This window comes from Motilimonas thetidivivens (assembly GCF_046452435.1).
GTDB lineage: Bacteria > Pseudomonadota > Gammaproteobacteria > Enterobacterales > CBDFNC01 > Motilimonas.
On record NZ_JBKFDK010000003.1, the window covers coordinates 105489 to 122377 of the forward strand.

17 protein-coding genes are annotated in these 16889 nt (G+C 43.5%); 11 read left to right on the forward strand and 6 right to left on the reverse strand.

Annotation, left to right across the window (positions count from 1 at the left end):
* Window positions 1–41: 41 nt before the first annotated feature.
* On the reverse strand, window positions 42–1406 hold the full coding sequence (locus tag ACK8OT_RS03705) for a hypothetical protein (RefSeq protein ID WP_410195165.1): 1365 nt from the start codon (window positions 1404–1406) through the stop codon (window positions 42–44).
* A gap of 209 nt (window positions 1407–1615) precedes the next feature.
* On the opposite strand from ACK8OT_RS03705, the gene ACK8OT_RS03710 reads away from it, so the two are divergent.
* From ACK8OT_RS03710 to ACK8OT_RS03730, 5 genes are all read left to right on the forward strand, one after another.
* Window positions 1616–1786: a XapX domain-containing protein gene (locus tag ACK8OT_RS03710; RefSeq protein WP_233070260.1), complete on the forward strand. Its 171-nt coding sequence runs from the start codon at window positions 1616–1618 to the stop codon at window positions 1784–1786.
* Between the two features lie 32 nt (window positions 1787–1818).
* Window positions 1819–2529: a purine-nucleoside phosphorylase gene (gene deoD, locus ACK8OT_RS03715; protein ID WP_410195166.1), complete on the forward strand. Its 711-nt coding sequence runs from the start codon at window positions 1819–1821 to the stop codon at window positions 2527–2529.
* Window positions 2530–2538: 9 nt separating this feature from the next.
* Window positions 2539–3498: a transaldolase gene (gene tal, locus ACK8OT_RS03720; RefSeq protein WP_410195167.1), complete on the forward strand. Its 960-nt coding sequence runs from the start codon at window positions 2539–2541 to the stop codon at window positions 3496–3498.
* A gap of 33 nt (window positions 3499–3531) precedes the next feature.
* Window positions 3532–4752 (forward strand): phosphopentomutase, encoded by a 1221-nt coding sequence (locus tag ACK8OT_RS03725; RefSeq protein ID WP_410195168.1) that lies wholly within the window; start codon window positions 3532–3534, stop codon window positions 4750–4752.
* Window positions 4753–5302: 550 nt separating this feature from the next.
* Window positions 5303–6541 (forward strand): NupC/NupG family nucleoside CNT transporter, encoded by a 1239-nt coding sequence (locus tag ACK8OT_RS03730; protein WP_410195169.1) that lies wholly within the window; start codon window positions 5303–5305, stop codon window positions 6539–6541.
* 235 nt (window positions 6542–6776) lie between these two features.
* On the opposite strand, the gene ybaK is transcribed toward ACK8OT_RS03730, so the two are convergent.
* Window positions 6777–7250 carry a Cys-tRNA(Pro) deacylase gene (gene ybaK, locus ACK8OT_RS03735; protein WP_410195170.1) on the reverse strand — a complete coding sequence of 158 codons (474 nt, stop codon included), beginning with the start codon at window positions 7248–7250 and terminating at the stop codon, window positions 6777–6779.
* Between the two features lie 120 nt (window positions 7251–7370).
* Window positions 7371–9779 carry an Ig-like domain-containing protein gene (locus tag ACK8OT_RS03740; RefSeq protein ID WP_410195171.1) on the reverse strand — a complete coding sequence of 803 codons (2409 nt, stop codon included), beginning with the start codon at window positions 9777–9779 and terminating at the stop codon, window positions 7371–7373.
* A 263-nt stretch (window positions 9780–10042) separates the two neighbouring features.
* Here ACK8OT_RS03740 and trxC point away from each other — a divergent pair, with 263 nt between their 5' ends.
* Entirely contained in the window at window positions 10043–10471 is a 429-nt protein-coding gene (gene trxC / locus ACK8OT_RS03745; protein WP_410195172.1) for a thioredoxin TrxC, read from the forward strand.
* A gap of 66 nt (window positions 10472–10537) precedes the next feature.
* Here trxC and ACK8OT_RS03750 read toward each other — a convergent pair whose 3' ends face one another.
* A complete protein-coding gene (locus ACK8OT_RS03750; RefSeq protein WP_410195173.1) occupies window positions 10538–10732 on the reverse strand; it encodes a DUF4250 domain-containing protein in 195 nt (64 codons plus the stop codon).
* Window positions 10719–11075, reverse strand: coding sequence for a hypothetical protein (locus ACK8OT_RS03755; protein WP_410195174.1), 357 nt, complete (start codon window positions 11073–11075; stop codon window positions 10719–10721). Before ACK8OT_RS03755 ends, ACK8OT_RS03750 begins: the two co-directional genes overlap by 14 nt.
* 294 nt (window positions 11076–11369) lie before the next feature.
* Here ACK8OT_RS03755 and leuB point away from each other — a divergent pair, with 294 nt between their 5' ends.
* The 3 genes from leuB (at window position 11370) to mepK (ending at window position 15064) form a co-directional block, all read left to right on the forward strand.
* Complete coding sequence (gene leuB, locus ACK8OT_RS03760; protein WP_410195175.1) at window positions 11370–12476, forward strand: 3-isopropylmalate dehydrogenase; 1107 nt, start codon at window positions 11370–11372, stop codon at window positions 12474–12476.
* Window positions 12477–12689: 213 nt separating this feature from the next.
* Window positions 12690–14306 (forward strand): L,D-transpeptidase family protein, encoded by a 1617-nt coding sequence (locus tag ACK8OT_RS03765; RefSeq protein WP_410195176.1) that lies wholly within the window; start codon window positions 12690–12692, stop codon window positions 14304–14306.
* A 212-nt stretch (window positions 14307–14518) separates the two neighbouring features.
* Window positions 14519–15064 (forward strand): peptidoglycan L,D-endopeptidase MepK, encoded by a 546-nt coding sequence (gene mepK / locus ACK8OT_RS03770; protein WP_410195177.1) that lies wholly within the window; start codon window positions 14519–14521, stop codon window positions 15062–15064.
* An 18-nt stretch (window positions 15065–15082) separates the two neighbouring features.
* On the opposite strand, the gene ACK8OT_RS03775 is transcribed toward mepK, so the two are convergent.
* Window positions 15083–15529 carry a tellurite resistance TerB family protein gene (locus ACK8OT_RS03775; RefSeq protein ID WP_410195178.1) on the reverse strand — a complete coding sequence of 149 codons (447 nt, stop codon included), beginning with the start codon at window positions 15527–15529 and terminating at the stop codon, window positions 15083–15085.
* A 207-nt stretch (window positions 15530–15736) separates the two neighbouring features.
* On the opposite strand from ACK8OT_RS03775, the gene ACK8OT_RS03780 reads away from it, so the two are divergent.
* On the forward strand, window positions 15737–16600 hold the full coding sequence (locus ACK8OT_RS03780; RefSeq protein WP_410195179.1) for a fructosamine kinase family protein: 864 nt from the start codon (window positions 15737–15739) through the stop codon (window positions 16598–16600).
* Window positions 16601–16615: 15 nt separating this feature from the next.
* Entirely contained in the window at window positions 16616–16807 is a 192-nt protein-coding gene (locus ACK8OT_RS03785; protein ID WP_410195180.1) for a CPXCG motif-containing cysteine-rich protein, read from the forward strand.
* The last annotated feature ends 82 nt before the right edge of the window (window positions 16808–16889 follow it).

The following is a 16889-nucleotide window of genomic DNA, read 5'->3' on the forward strand; positions in this document are numbered from 1 at the left end:
GATATATTCGAGGTATGATAATTAACCTAAAAATCGGCTTTTTAACTAGGAGATTCGATGCTTGAAATAGCGGCATCTAATAGTTCTGCTAAGCTCATCGGTTGCTGGCTAATACCCAAACGCATTGCCGGTGTTTGCTCATTTTTCAGAGACTGACAAAAGTTATAGATACAACGCTGAATTTCAAGCATCGGATCCAGTGGCTTAGCGCTTTTGAGGTTTAAGCATTTGTTTTGCCGAAACCATTGATGAACCAATCGCGGGCCATCGGCATCGAACAAGGAAAACGGTACTTTATATTGATTGCGATAGGTAATGGGACAATAGGCACCATAATGCGTGCCGTACCAACGATCGCTCCACCAACCTATGTTATTGCCATTGGCTGGAAGCTCCTGCCCCCCTGTAAAATGGCGATAGACAAAATACACTTCCGCCTGATCAGCAAATATTTCTTCGCTACATGCCATCAATGCAGCACCACGAATGGCACTTTCATGCTCAATGTAATGATGAAAATGGGTTGCCTTAGACGTGATTAAACTCAACAGTTGAAAGTGAGCATAAGCCAGAATACTGGGCATAATATATTGCGCCCCCCGAATGTTGGCCAGTTGCCCATAATGCAAAGATTCAAAATGCGGACGGCGCATGGTGCTTTGATATCGCTCGGTTAAAGCCGCCAGAATCGAAGGTAATTTTGGCGTCGGCAAAACACTGCTATTGGCTCCCGGATAAGGCTTGGCTAGCGTTTCATTAAGCAATAAATTATGACTGTATAAAATACAATAGCCTGACTGCGCTTCTGTGGTGGCAATGCTCCACAACGCTTTATGACCGGCATATTGGCTTACGTCACTTTCGCTGTGCAGTGCCAAAAAATCCCTTTGCAATACGCTTTGCTCTCGGGCTCGACTAAATTCCCGCAAAATATTCGCCAGACGATTGAGTAGCTGATAATAAATTTTAGGGGCACAATCAAGGTCGGCGATCACTTCTGTTGTCGGCGTTTGCTTGGCAATATGACCCAACAATGACAATAGCATGTCGACTTGTTTAACGGCCTTTACCGTATAAACTTGGCCACAGTTTTGACATTTTAAACGTTGCTGTCCTGCTTTCGTGTGGCCATATCGATTTGATTTGATGGTGTGTTGATCGTTAGCAAAGTACTGGCTTTGGCAATGGCTACAGCCACTAAGGGTTCGGCTAAAGTGACTTACAAGTTTATCTTTTATCACGGTTGCAACGCTTTCATCATCCACCAAAGGAGGGTAACTACCACACGCTTTACAGTGAATTGCTGGATAACCTAAATGGTTACTTTCCATTTCATATTCATCACTTTCCACCACCCCTAAGTTATGGCACGGGTAGCTTTTACAGCAGTTAAAATGGCTTCTCATTGCATCAAATCCTAAACAGTACGGCTAATCGCATCACTACATTTTCTTAATATTAATTAGCGCGTACGAGCCAACAAAACAACATCATTGGTTAATATTTATAAAATTAAATTATTTTAGGACTAAATATGTGATTTAGATCGCTATACAGCATCAGCTTCAGCCCTATTCTGAATATATCAACAGAACACAGCAATGCAGGGATGAATATGAATGAAGTAATTTTAGCAATGTTAGCGGGCTTTATTGTCGGCGTTATATTTAGCGCACTTAAGCTCCCTATTCCTGCACCGCCAGTGCTCAGCGGTATCATGGGGATTGTTGGCGTTTACCTTGGTGGTAAAGCTTACGCAATGATTATCGAACGTTTTTTTTCGTAATACGATTTTAGATTAAAGAAAGGATTTACAACATGGCTACTCCACATATTAATGCCAACTTAGGTGACTTTGCAGAAACTGTTTTGATGCCGGGCGACCCACTGCGCGCTAAGTTTATTGCTGAAACATACTTAGAGAATGTAAAGCAAGTCACCGATGTACGTAATATGCTCGGCTTTACCGGCGAATACAAAGGCAAACGTATTTCGGTTATGGGCCACGGTATGGGTATCCCTTCTTGCTCTATCTACACCCATGAATTAATCAGTGAATACGGCGTTAAAAATATTATTCGTATTGGCAGCTGTGGCGCTATCAGCGAAGACGTTAAATTAATGGATGTGATTGTGGCCATGGGCGCGAGCACAGACTCAAAAATCAACCGTATGCGCTTTAAAGACCACGACTTTGCAGCCATCGCTGATTACAACATCTTAGAAAAAGCCGTTAATAATGCTCGCGCACAAGAGATAAATGTTCGAGTTGGTAATGTTTTCTCAGCTGATCTTTTCTACACACCTCAGCCTGAAATGTTTGATGTAATGGAAAAATATGGCATCTTGGGTGTAGAGATGGAAGCTGCTGCCTTATACGGTGTTGCCGCTGAATTAGGTGCCAATGCACTTTGTATCTTAACTGTGTCAGATCATATCCGCCGCGGCGAGAAACTATCAGCCGAGTTAAGACAAACCTCGTTCAATGACATGATGCAAGTTGCCCTAGCAACTGCGATTGAGCTGTAAGGAGCAATCATGGCTAATCAATTAGTGCAACTTAGCAAGCTGACTTCTGTGGTTGCCGATACCGGCGATCTCAGTGCTATCAAGCAATTTAAGCCAGAAGATGCTACGACTAACCCATCACTGATTTTAAGTGCATCGAAATTACCCGAATACGCCCCGCTTTTTGATGATGCAATTGCTTACGCTAAACAAGCAAGCACACAAGTTGAGCAACAAATCGATGCGGCAAGTGATTACCTAGCCGTTGCTATCGGCGCTGAAATTGTCAACCAAGTACCTGGACTTATTTCAACGGAAGTCGATGCCAGATTGTCCTACGACACGCAGGCCAGCATTGCTAAAGCAAAACAATTGATTAGCCTTTACCAAGCTAAGGGCATAGATAAGAGCCGCGTATTAATCAAACTGGCTTCGACTTGGCAAGGTATCAAGGCGGCAGAGCAACTTGAGCGCGAAGGCATCCGCTGTAACTTAACCTTGTTGTTTTCATTTGCTCAAGCACAAGCCTGTGCTCAAGCTAATGTGTACTTGGTATCTCCTTTTGTTGGCCGTATTTACGATTGGTACAAAAAACAAAATAACATCGAATACACAGCGGAAAATGATCCCGGCGTGGCTTCCGTCACTAAAATCTACAACTTCTATAAGCAACACGGTTATGCCACTGTTGTAATGGGAGCAAGTTTTAGGAATGTTGGTCAAATCATCGCCTTAGCTGGCTGCGATAAATTGACCATAGGTCCAGGGTTATTGGCTCAACTTGAACAAAGTAGTGAGACAGTGGCACCTAAGCTAACGCCTGCTGTTGAAGTAACTGATAAACCAACAGCGCTAACAGAAGCCGAATTTTATTGGCAACACAATCAAGACCCGATGGCAGTTGAAAAGCTCGCCGAAGGTATTCGCTTATTTGCCGCTGACCAAGAGAAGTTAGCCGCTATGATCCAAGCGCGTCTTGAAAACCAATAATTGAACAGCCAGCCGCACAACGAGGTAATAACGATGAAAAGAGCCATTATTTTAGTAGCCGATTCATTTGGTATTGGTGCAAGCGCCGATGCCGAGAAGTTTGGTGACCAAGGTAGCGATACCTACGGCCATATTGCTAAGCAATGTGCGGCAGGTCTATGTGATAATTCAGAGCGCAGCGGTGCACTTTCGCTGCCGAATTTAGAGCAGCTTGGCCTTGGCCTTGCTGCCAAAGAATCCACGGGTAAATTACCCGCAGGCTGCAGTGATTCGCCAAATATCATAGGCGCCTATGGCTACGCGGCCGAGTTATCAACCGGTAAAGACACGCCATCGGGTCACTGGGAAATTGCCGGTGTACCTGTGTTATTTGACTGGGGATACTTTGAACAAAAGCAAAATAGTTTTCCAATCGAGCTGCTAGATAAAATTGTTAAACGAGCCAATTTGCCGGGCTATCTCGCTAATTGCCACGCTTCAGGCACCCAAGTGCTTGATGATTTTGGCGAAGAGCACATGCAAACCGGCAAACCGATTTTTTACACTTCGGCAGACTCAGTTTTTCAAATTGCATGCCATGAAGAAACCTTTGGCCTTGAGCGCCTGCTTGAACTTTGCTTGATCGTACGCGAAGAGCTTGAGCCTTATAACATCGGCCGCGTGATTGCCCGCCCATTTATTGGTGAAGGCAAAGGCCAATTTGCACGCACCGGCAATCGTCGTGATTACTCCCTTGAGCCGCCCGCGCCAACTGTGTTGGATAAGCTGGTCAATGAAGGTAAGGGTGAAGTGATCTCGGTGGGTAAAATTGCTGATATATATGCGCACTGTGGCATCACCAAGAAAACCAAGGCGACTGGTATTGGCCCGTTATTAGATGCCACCCTAGCAGAAATGGCGACCGCTCCTGAAAACAGCATCGTATTCACCAACTTAGTTGATTTTGATTCAGCCTATGGCCATCGCCGCGATGTTGCGGGATATGCCCAAGCGCTTGAATATTTTGATAGTCGTTTGCCCGAGATCATCAATGCCATGCAAGCCGACGATATTTTGATTATCACGGCTGATCACGGCTGTGATCCAACATGGCAAGGTACAGACCATACCCGTGAACATATTCCCGTTTTGATTTACGGCGAAAAAGTTAAACCTGGCTTTCTCGGTAAAAGTGACACCTTTGCCGACATAGGCCAAACCTTAGCCAGTTACTTTGGCTTAAGTGCCATGGATTATGGTGTAAATAAACTGTAAGACCAATTGCTAACCCGCCTTAGGCTTGAATTTGGTGATTTTTTTCCAAGTTCTGGCTTGAGGTTCGTTGACTATAGACTCCATCCTTTTCCTTTGTGTTACTTCCCCTTTTGCCAGTCTGTCCATTGACTGGCTTTTTTTTGCCTGTTTTTTTCCAACCCAAGCAACAAGCCCAGTGTTAATCCATCTCAAAGCTCGCCATCATTTATAAAAACTACGCTAAAGCAGGCAACGCAAACCTTATAAAACCGATTGAAAGAATATAGCGGTCAAGCAATAAGCAACACCTATGGTAAAGATCGAAAGAAATCTCCACGATTAGCCTCAAAAATGTGAGGCATGGAAGAATTCTAAGCTTGTATTTCAGGCATATTTCACTGGCAGATTTTAAACAGGGGTTCACCCCAGTTAATGTTGTCTTTTAGATATTTTTATACAGCGGCCATCAAGCCAATAGTGAAGTATTCTAAGCAACAACTAAATTAAGATTAAACGTAGACCCGCCAGTTTGGCAGCACAGTGATTAACTAGATATATAAAAGGAACTATCATGGCAGCAATAATGAGTCTTATAGGGATAGGTGCACTGCTCTTCATTGCCTATCTTTTAAGCGATAACAAAAAAGCAATTAATTACCGTACTATATTCGGTGCGTTTGCAATTCAAGCGGGTTTAGGTGCGTTTGTACTGTATGTCCCATTTGGTAAAGATGTACTGGAAAGCATTTCTGGTGCGGTGCAATCTGTTATTGACAGTGCGCAAGCCGGTATCGATTTCTTATTCGGCGGCCTAGTCAGCGGTAAGATGTTTGAAGTATTTGGCGGTGGCGGCTTCGTATTCGCGTTCCGTGTACTTCCTATCATTATCTTCTTCTCATCACTGATTGCGGTACTGTACTACTTAGGCGTAATGCAGTGGATCATCAAGCTAATTGGTGGTGCCCTACACAAGGTACTACGTATTAGTAAGCCAGAAGCTATGTCTGCAACAGCAAACATCTTCGTGGGTCAAACTGAAGCACCGCTTGTTGTTCGCCCATACATTCCAAAAATGACTCAATCTGAACTGTTTGCCATCATGGTAGGTGGTCTAGCAAGTGTGGCTGGCTCAGTATTAGCAGGTTACGCAGGTTTAGGTGTAGAGCTTAAATACCTGATCGCGGCATCATTCATGGCGGCACCAGGTGGTCTATTAATGGCGAAAATGATCAAGCCAGAAGTAGAGCAAGTAGTTGACATGGACGCTGCCATTGCAGACCAAGATAACGAAAACGCAAACGTTATCGATGCAGCGGCTTCTGGTGCTTCTTCTGGTCTACAGCTTGCTCTTAACGTAGGTGCGATGTTACTTGCTTTCATCGGTCTAATCGCCCTAATGAACAATTTGGTAGGCTACATTGGTGGTTGGTTCGGCGCTGAAAACTTCACTATCCAATTAATCCTAGGTTACCTATTTGCTCCTCTTGCTTGGTTAATCGGTGTGCCATGGGCGGAAGCAGTTCAAGCGGGTAGCTTCATCGGTCAAAAACTGATCCTAAACGAATTTGTGGCTTACATTGATTTTGTTGGTGTGCGTGACACCCTATCTATGCACACCCAAGTTATTGTAACCTTCGCACTTTGTGGTTTTGCTAACCTAGCATCGGTTGCTATTCTACTAGGTGGTCTAGGTACTATGGCGCCAACACGTCGCCATGATATTGCACGTCTAGGTATGAAAGCCATTGCCGCAGCATCATTAGCTAACTTTATGAGTGCTGCACTAGCTGGTTTCTTTATCGCCCTTTAATAAGCGATAACCCTTTATTGAAAACCGGCCTTGATGGCCGGTTTTTTATTTCTATCTAAACCAAAACCTATCTAACCTCAATTCTGGTTAATGGATCCTGCCAATGAATATCGTATGAATAAGTAGCAAAACTTCGTTTTCAGGGAGGAAAACGCAGAGCGTATAGGGACATATTCACCGCGTTTTTGCGGATTATTTATACGATTTAGCTTATCCATAGCTCAGGTTATCTAGCTTACCCTTTGATCTCAGCCAGCACAGCGCCCGTTGCTTGAACCAAAGCTTGATAAGTCAGTCCAATATCCAGCCCACGTTTACCGCCACTCACATATATCTGTTCGAAATCCTGTGCCGAACTATCAATAAAAGTCGGTAGTCGCTTTTTTTGACCGATAGGGCTGATCCCGCCAACGATATAACCCGTCGTGCGCTCGGCGTCTACCGGTTGAGCCATCACCATTTTTTTGAGCTTGGCCGCCTTTGCCAAGGCTTTCAGATCTAACATGCCTGCAACAGGGACAATGGCGACAACCATTTTATGCTTATCATTGGCATCGCAAGCCAGTAAGGTTTTAAATACGGCTTCTGGGGCTAAGCCCAACTTATCGGCGGCTTCCTTACCGAAATCCTGATTCGATTTATCGTGCTGATATTCAAACAGCTGATGAGGAATTTTTTTCTTTTGCAACAGGTTAACGGCAGGCGTCATAGGCTTTCCCAATGAAATTGATGAGATTAAGGCTTAGTGATACAAAGTTTACGCTAGATTGGAGAGCAAAAAAAAGCCCCAACTTAATGGGGCTCGTGATTATCTAATTTCGAAGTTAGCTTATTTTGTTACCGGTGGCAGCGTATCAAAGTAGCTAGCATGACCATTTACAAACTTGCTGCCTTGCGTGCGGTCCCAGTTAATTGACCAAGTCATAACACCGCGTAGGTTGTTGTAACCTTCTGGGTTTTGCAGTACGTATTTACCACCAAAGCTCTTACCTGAAATCAGGTAATCCATGGCTTTTTGCGTATCCGCTACACTAACATAACCGCCAGATGGCGCTGCCGCAGGAATAGACGGTAGACCGATAGCCACTTGATCAGGACGTAGACCTGGGAAGAAGTGGTCGCCAACCTTGAAGCCAGCTAACATCATTTCTGTCATCGCCACGATAAAGTCAGGCGTTCCTTGACCGTATGCTTGGCCGTCTAACGCATTGATACTACCTGTGTTGTATAACTGAACATGGATAACCGTTAATTCATCACGTAGTGCGTGAATAATTGGCAGGTAAGCACCTTCTAATGGACCATATGCACGGTAACCACTTTGTACATATAGGGTTTCTGGTGCCATGGTTAAGATCAGGTCACCGTTGAAGTGCGCGATAATATCTTTCACTGCACGGATCATATTGACCGTGGTCACCGTGGTTGGGTTACGGAAGTCTTTATCGTTAGTATCTAGCGCTAGCGTTGAGCCACCTTCTAAATCGATATCTAGACCATCAAAACCGTAGTTTTCAATCATGGCTATCATGCTGGTAGTGAACTCTTCACGCTCAGCATCAGTTTTCAATTTAACATGGGCATTAGCACCACCAATCGAAATCAACACTTTCTGACCGCGAGCTTGAACAAATTCAATGTCCGCTTTCATTTGCTCTTCACTGTGGCCTAATTTAGTTTGGATTTCTAGGATCATGTCTGATTCACTGCCACGTTTTGGCTCAGCAAATGACACGTTAATGATATCCCACTCAGGTGATACTTCAGGAAGTAACGGGAAACCACTGCCGTTTTCAAAGTTATGCCAGTAACCAATCACAGCGCGATCTGCTAGTGGTGGAATGCTGGTCGCTTTAACGGTTTTAGTTGCTTCTGCTTGGTTAGCCTTGCTGTCGGTTGCAACCACTTTAACGATATGATCGCCATCGGTGTTAAACACTAGATTGTAGCTATATGGGAAGCTGGTATCTGTGCCCACCAAAGCGCCATCTTGGTAGAAATCAACCTTAGTAATGGTTGCAGGAATCGATTCTGCAGCCACTTCAATCGCAACTGGCTTGCCTGTGTTTACTTTCGCCTTGCTTGGCTCAGTGATGCTAACAACGACAGGTTGGTCGCTCACCTTGATATTACTAAGAGCCACACCCGTTAGATTTTTACTGTCGGTTGCAACAGCTTTAAGTGCAATATCACCTAAATCCATCGCTTTGTAACTCGTGGTAAACGGTGCATTGGTATCTATGCCAATTGATACACCATTGGCAAAAAATTCAACGCTAGAAATGGTACGGTTTGCATCGGTAGATTTAGCATTAACAGTGACGTCAATTAAGCTACCTTGAAGATGCGCACTGCCCTTAGCGGGTGCGCTAAAGCTCACTTCAGTGACCACAGCAGGACAAGCTTTCACTTCAACCCACGCGTCTTGCCATGCACTACCCACACCTGGCTCGTAATAGAATGCTTGCGCCGATGAACACCAGCCGCCAATCACACACTCATAGCCTTTTTCGTTATTTTGAACAATATCGCCAGCTGCGTATACCGTGCCCGCTTTGTACATAGGCTCATCACACACGCCAGATGATGGCGGTTGTGTTGGTTCAATTGTCGGTTCTTGAGTTGGCTCTTGAGTTGGCTCTTGAGTCGGCTCTTGGGTTGGCTCTTGGGTTGGTTCTTGAGTTGGCTCTTGTGTTGGTTCTTGTGTTGGCTCTTGTGTCGGCTCTTGTGTTGGCTCTTGTGTTGGTGTTACGCCGCCACAGCTAATTTCATCCCAGAACCAGTTTCCGCCAGCTGCTGGCGTTTCCCATGAACCTGGGCTGTTTTTAGCTTGGAAACAACGGCCGTTGTAAATCACTTTATCGCCGTTGGCCACCTTAGTTTGCCCCGGTATCCACTCAATCATATCTGATGGCGGCAAACTTGGTGTAATAGTCGGTTCAGCCGTTGGCTCAGACGTTGGTTCATTGCTTGGTGGAATACTAGGCTCTGAGCTTGGCTCAGTTGTTGGAGTGGTACCACAACTTGCGGCATCCCAAAACCAAGATGTTGCAGTTGGAGTTTCCCAAGTGCCTGGATTATTTTTGGCAACGTAACAGCTGTCTTTGTAGATAACTAGGTCGCCGTTATTGACTTTAGTCTTGCCTGCTTGCCATTGGATAGGCTCAGCAGCGAATGCTTGCGAACTAACGCAAGCACCAATCACCAAGGAGGCGATGGTGGTTAATTTCATCTTCATAATTTTCATCCTGAAAGTGTCACAATAAGATCCTTTATTGCCAGTTAATCATAAATCAAATTGCTAAGCGTTAACCAATTTGGAGCATCAAAATTAGATCAGACTCAACTTTTTTTACTGAAAACAAGCACATTTTCCTACAGCCAGGTATGTATTGTGCTCAGCACCACTCTTTACAAATCGATAAACCAAGATTATTTAAATATTTGGTAGCCTTCGGATAGAATTAGCTCATGTCCAAATCATTAACATGTTAGGTACTTATGACCTCATCAATCATTCGTTGTTCACATTGCGGAGTAAACAATCGGGTTGGCAATGACAAAGTTGCCGACAACCCAAAATGCGGCAAGTGTAAACAAGCTTTATTATTCGGCGCGCCTATCGCTGCCGATCAGGACAACTTTCATGCCCTAATCAATAGCGGCTTGCCCGTGGTAGTGGACTTTTGGGCCAGTTGGTGCGGTCCCTGCATGCAATTTGCGCCAACTTTTAACGCTGCCGCCGCGGATTTTGCACCGCAAGCGATCTTTGTGAAGGTGAATACCGAAGAGCAAAGCACGTTAAGCAGCCAATACCATATCCGTAGTATTCCCACTTTAATGATTTTTCAACATGGCAAGATAAAACAGCAACTTGCAGGCGCGTTGCCGCCAAGCCAATTCAATCAATGGTTACAGGCTAATCTCTAAAGTTAAGTTAAACTAAGCTCAGCTAAGCAAGGCAGTTTCCTAAGCTACTGCCTTGCTCATCTTTGGTTAAACCTGCTTGAATTGATTACTTTGGGCAACGTAGTGCCAGCCCGCGCCTTGAAGTCTTTGTTCTAATGCTAATCGGTCAATATCATATCGATGACACAAATCATCAATCGCGCCGTCCTCATCCCTCAGCTTCATATTGACAATGCTTAGTAAGATATTGATATCCATTTTTAAATAATTATCTAAGTTCATGCTCAACCTTATTTCGATCATTTTTCAATGGCAATACGATACAAAAAATACCGCCACAACTAAACAGCGCTAATAGTAGCAGTACAATCGATGACGAAACTTGATCCAGCATGCTGGCTTGGCCTACTCCGACGCGTTGTCGCATTGGCTCCTCTGAATATGAAGCCCCCACCGTTGCAGCCATCGCCCAGCCTGAATGGCTTAACGCTTGCTGCTCTAATTCAGCTTCCCAAGTTGCTGCTTTTAAAGGGCTGAGCATATTAGTTAAAAAAAACATAAGTAAAGTGATCAAAAGCGTTTGCAATCCGGTGCGCAATACCGCCTTACCCATTTGATGTTTCATGTTCGTTATCCTTTTCAACACTGAGATAGCAAACATTAAACCAGCCAACTTGGGTTATTTTAGATACCAAAAAAGGCACTTTAGCAGTGAAAAATGGCAAAAAATGTCAGCGATATAACAAGGATGCATGGGATAGAACAAGCAGATAGGATCGTAAGGGGTAAGAAATTTTTGCAAGCTTATTTAGAATACTTGCATAAGTATTAGTAAATCATGCTCTCAGATTGCAATGGAGCGCCCTTTTCCTTATTATTCTGGCCAGAAATTAGGATGTAGCGCAAGCTAAGGAAAACAATGAAAAACTATAAAATCGCATTACTAGCCGGTGACGGTATCGGTCCAGAAGTAATGAAAGAAGCGGTAAAAGTACTTAAATTGGTTGAACAGCGTAACAAAGATGTGTCATTTGAACTAAATGACGTTCTATTTGGTGCAGCAGCTTATTTTGCAACCGGTAAATCTTTCCCAGAAGAAACCATTAAAGCCTGTGATGAAGCTGATGCTATCCTAAAAGGCACCATAGGTCTTAGCCACGAAGAGTCTAAAAAGATCCCTGTAGACGAACAGCCTGAGCGTGGCGCACTGCTGCCTCTTCGCCGTCGCTACAATACCTACGCAAACTTCCGTCCGGTTTACTTGCCTAAAGCCCTTTCTCACTTCTCTCCACTAAAACAGGAAGTGATTGGCGAAGGCATCGACATCATGATCATTCGTGAGCTTGTGGGTGGTTTGTACTTCGGTCATAAAGAAGTGGGCGTTAACGAAAACGGTAAACGCTACGTACGTGAAGTACTTGAGTATGATGAAGACCAAATTCGTCAAATTATCAAAGTTGGCTTTGAAGTAGCGCAAAAGCGTAAAAAAGTACTGCACAACATCCACAAATCAAACGTACTTAAATCTTCAGTACTGTGGAACGAAATAGTTGACGAAGTAGCAAAAGACTTCCCAGAAGTAGAAGTGAAAAACATCCTAGTAGATGCAGCGGCTACTTACCTATGTCTGAACCCTGCCCAGTTTGACGTGATGGTAATGGAAAACATGTTTGGTGACATTCTAAGTGACCAAGGCGGCGGTATTCTTGGTTCATTAGGTCTAATGCCATCAGCGTGTAAAGGCCCAGAAAAATCTTACTACGAGCCATCACACGGCAGTGCGCCTGATATCGCAGGTAAAGGTATTGCTAACCCTTATTCTATGATCGGCTCAGTTGCCCTAATGCTTGAAATGAGCTTTGGCATGGAACAAGAAGCGAAAAACCTATGGGCTGCAATGCAAAGCGTATTTGCTGCTGGTTACTCTACGCCAGATCTTTCTAAAGACAGTGAAGCAACCCTGATCACCACAGAAAAATTTGGTGATATGGTATGTGAAGCACTGGCAAAAATGCCTGTTGCATAATCATTGTTAACGAACTGACCAAGCGCACCTCTCTGGGTGCGCTTTTTTATTGGCTTTTTTATTTATATTTGACAAAATAGCATCTGCTTTCTACTTTGTGCACTATAAGAATAAAATGCTAACTAGGCACATACTCAAGCACAATATAAAATAAACATTTAGCTCTCCAACCTTTGGCGTTTGCCGTATTTATTTCTTTTTGGAGTTATAACAGTGAAACCTTTCTTCGTTGCATGTGCATCGTTACTGCTCAGTCCTCTGACTTTTGCAGATGCCAGTGTTACCTTTCCCAGTGAATGGCCAGACAAGCAAGATCTGTCGGGTATTAGTTTACAAGCTGAAAATTATCAGCGCATGATGCACAAAGTAACCTGGCAAAATGACAATGATTTTACTGCAGCTAAACAGCAAATCATCATGGCAGGTCAAGCTCGAGTCGATGATAGATTGACCCAAAATTGGCTTGAATTAGATCAGCAAGGATTTGCCCTTGATACCGCCGAGCAACGTCGTTTGTTTGCCAACTCACTGCTGTATGTGTTGCGTTACAAAGAATCCATGGCGCAAGTTGGCGTTGATTGGTTCTTTCAACCTAATTCCGCTAGCAAACAAAAAGTCGTAGCGGTATCAGCCAGAGAGCAAGCCTATTCGCTGTATAAAAGTCTCCAGCAAAATGAATTTGCTCAGTTTATTGAACAAAATCAAGCGCACTATAGCCAATATCAGCAAATGGCCGCGGTTAAATCTCATTTTCGCACCTTAACGGATGTGAGTTGGCCACAAGTCCACGAAAACGTGCGTGTTGTTCGAGATAATGATCCTCTCGCCTCAGCCGAGCAAATTATTGATATCTTATTGCTGCTGGGTGACATTGATGAAACCCAAGCACAAGCGCTAAAAGATCAGCACCTCACCTATCTTTCTAAGGAATTACAGGAGTACATCCGTGTATTCCAGCGCCGTCATGGTCTCTATCCAGATGGCTTACTGGGCCCTAAAACCATTGGCTGGCTCAATGCTAATATTGATAAACGTGAGCAACTATTAGCACTGAACATGCTGCGCTTATCTTTATGGCCTGAAAATAAAGAAGGCATCGTTGTTGTTAATGTTCCCGCTTTTGAAATGGACGTTTGGGTTGAGCAAGAGCGTGTGTTTGAAGCGCGGGTTATCGTTGGCAAGCCGACACGTCAAACGCCTATTTTCATAACAAGGTTAGACTCCATCGTATTTAATCCAGGTTGGAATATACCCGTTAAAATAATGCGCGAAGATATCCTGCCTAAGGCCAAGCGTGACCATAGCTATTTAGATAGCAAAGGTTATCAAGTGTTAGCAAACTGGAGTGCAAATGCGCCGGTTATTCCACCCGAAGAAATTGACTGGGATACAATTAATCCTAAACGTTTCCCGTACCGCATGCGCCAGCCACCAGGTAACCTAAATGCCTTAGGCCGTTATAAATTTAATACCCCTAATGACATGGCGATTTATCTTCATGATACACCGGGGAAATCGCTGTTTAATAAAGAAAACCGTTCGTTAAGCTCAGGGTGTGTGCGAGTTGAAAATGCCAATCAATTTGCCCAAACCCTGTTAACGTTAAACAATAAAAATCCGAAGGACTACGATTACCTGCAAGGCAACACAGGCGAGATCAAAACCAAGGCTATCTCATTAAGGCTTAAATTGCCGGTGCATACCATCTATCAAACGGCTTGGGTTGATGACCAAGGTAAAGTGAATTTCAGAAATGACATTTACGATTTCGATCAACCAGTTAGTAACATTTCTGTTAGCAATTTGGTAAGCAATTCGCAAAACCTTTAGCTTTCTCATAAAAAAATGACGGTGAAATAGTTCACAAACTACTCAAAAGGGTCAAATCTGATTTGACCCTTTTTTGTGCAACCGTTATGGTGGCTGGGCTTGGAACGCCTCATACTTTTCTAATCAGGAAGATTGATAGAAAGTCAGTTGTACCCATTGGCAACTAAATTGCATTCCACGTTTTATCCATCCATAACAGTTGAGTAGTATTTATGGCTTCGCTAAACCGTAGACAATTTTTAGTAATGAGTGGGCTCACTGCAGCAGCAAGCGTGCTCCCTAACCCAGCATTCGCCAGTAAGACAGTTGTCCCTAGCAGTCGAATTTTAACCCTGTCCAGCATCCACACCGGTGAAACTGCTTCTATTGAGTATTTCGACGGCCAACATTACCTTGCTCAAGGGCTTGCCGAGTTAAACCATATTTGTCGGGACTTTCGACAAAATGAAACCACTATGATGGATCGCAGGCTATACGATAAACTTAATGCCATTCGCATTAAATTGGGTGTTAACGATGCACCAATTAAAATCATTGGTGGATACCGCTCACCTGAAACCAACAATATGCTGCGAAAAAAATCATCTAAGGTTGCCAAGAAAAGTTTTCATATGACTGGTCAAGCCATCGACTTCTATATTGAAGGGGTGCCGATGAATCAAGTGCATAAAGCTGCGCTTTCGCTACGTTCTGGTGGCGTTGGCCGTTACAGTAGCTTTATTCATATCGATACCGGGCCAACTCGCAGCTGGGGCTAGCCCAGCTGAAAGCGGTTTTCAGCTGGCTTGTTGCTGAGCTTGCAATTTGGTTTGAATGAAATCACTGTGCTTGAGATATAGCAGGTCGGCAATTTTACGAATGATATGATCTTCGTACGGATCAATTTGCTGATCAACATAAGCGAGTAACCACATAGCACGAACAAAACGAACCCTGTCTTCATAGCTCAGCTTATCGCTTAGCACGCGCGTATAGGTTTGCATCGATACAGAATCTCGCTGCAGTTCAACAGCTTGGTTAACTAGTTCAGTGGCGCTGTCAGTGTCAAGTTCAAACCCTTTCACCAACATTTGACCTACTTTGTGCTTTTCCTCTTCACTGATGTGCATATCTGCATTAGCAACCTCCATCAGCAACACAGCAACAGCTAAAGGTAAATTAACTATTTCTTGCTGATCTTGCTGTGACAATTCAGTAAAAAAGTTTTTCAATGCAGCAATCATCAACGCACTCCGGTTTGCTTAAATAAAAGTTAAGGTTACTCAAAGCGATAGACACTTGTAAACCATCTAGTAAGAGTACGTAGTGACATGGGAAATATATCATATCAAATACGGCTAAATATTATGTCAGCTCAGCAGGGTAAATCTGATTTGATTGGCTATAATTAGTCACATAAATGAACTGTTTTATCGACAAAGGGCAATCCTATGTGGTCAGATATTTGTAATAATATTCGCAATTCGATTAACAGTGAGTTCACCCCAATAGAACGAAAGCTACTGTTAAACGGTAACATATCCCATACCTATCGCCTGAGCAGTGAAGACAAACAATACTTCGTCAAAATTAATGATTTAGACAAAATAGACTTATATGTTTGCCAAGCTGACAATCTAATGCAAATTGCCAATAGCCAAACTATTCAGTGCCCGCAAGTCATATGTTACGGCACTACACAAGCGTTTAGTTACTTGGTATTAGAGTATTTTAACTTTTCTCAGAATGTGCAGGCGAATTGGTTTAGCACAGGTGAACAAATCGCCCGATTACACCAGTATGGCGAACAAAAGATGTTTGGCTGGGATACCGACAACTACATCAGTGCACTAGTGCAGCCTAATCGGTGGGCTAAACGTTGGTCGAGTTTTTTTGCCGAGCAACGTATTGGCTGGCAATTAGAATTAGCCATGGAAAACGGCATGGCATTTGGCCGTATTGATTCCATCGTTGAGCAAGCACAGCAAATATTACAACATCATAAACCAACTCCCAGTTTGTTACATGGCAACTTATGGTTTGGCAACCTAGGCTTTAATAACAGTGAGCCGGTCATCTTTGACAGCGCAAGTTACTGGGGTGATAGAGAAGCAGAAATAGCCCGTAGTCGATTATTACAATCCTTCCCTGAGGCTTTTTATCAAGGTTACCAACAAGCTCATCCCCTAGCCCATGACTATACTGATAGAGAATTGGTTTATCAGTTGTATTATCTACTGGCCATGTGTAACCAAGATGGCAGCGACCATCAACTGAAAACCGAAATGGTTGTTAGACGGATCATGATGTTATAGCTATGGAGCTAATATATGATTAACTTTTACCAAACGGAAATCACCTGCCCAAGTTGCGGCCATCATACCGAAGTTACCCTTGATTCCAGTAATGGCGATCAAGACTTCTACGAAGATTGTCACCAATGTTGTAACCCTATTCATATCCAATTACATGCCAATGAACTAACAAACAAGTTAGAAGTGAATGTATTCAGTGATGACTAAATAAGGAGGAGAACTCAGCTAGATTTTAGTGCTGTTGGTATAGATAATTTGACATAAAACAAGCTGAATTTAGAATTTTTAT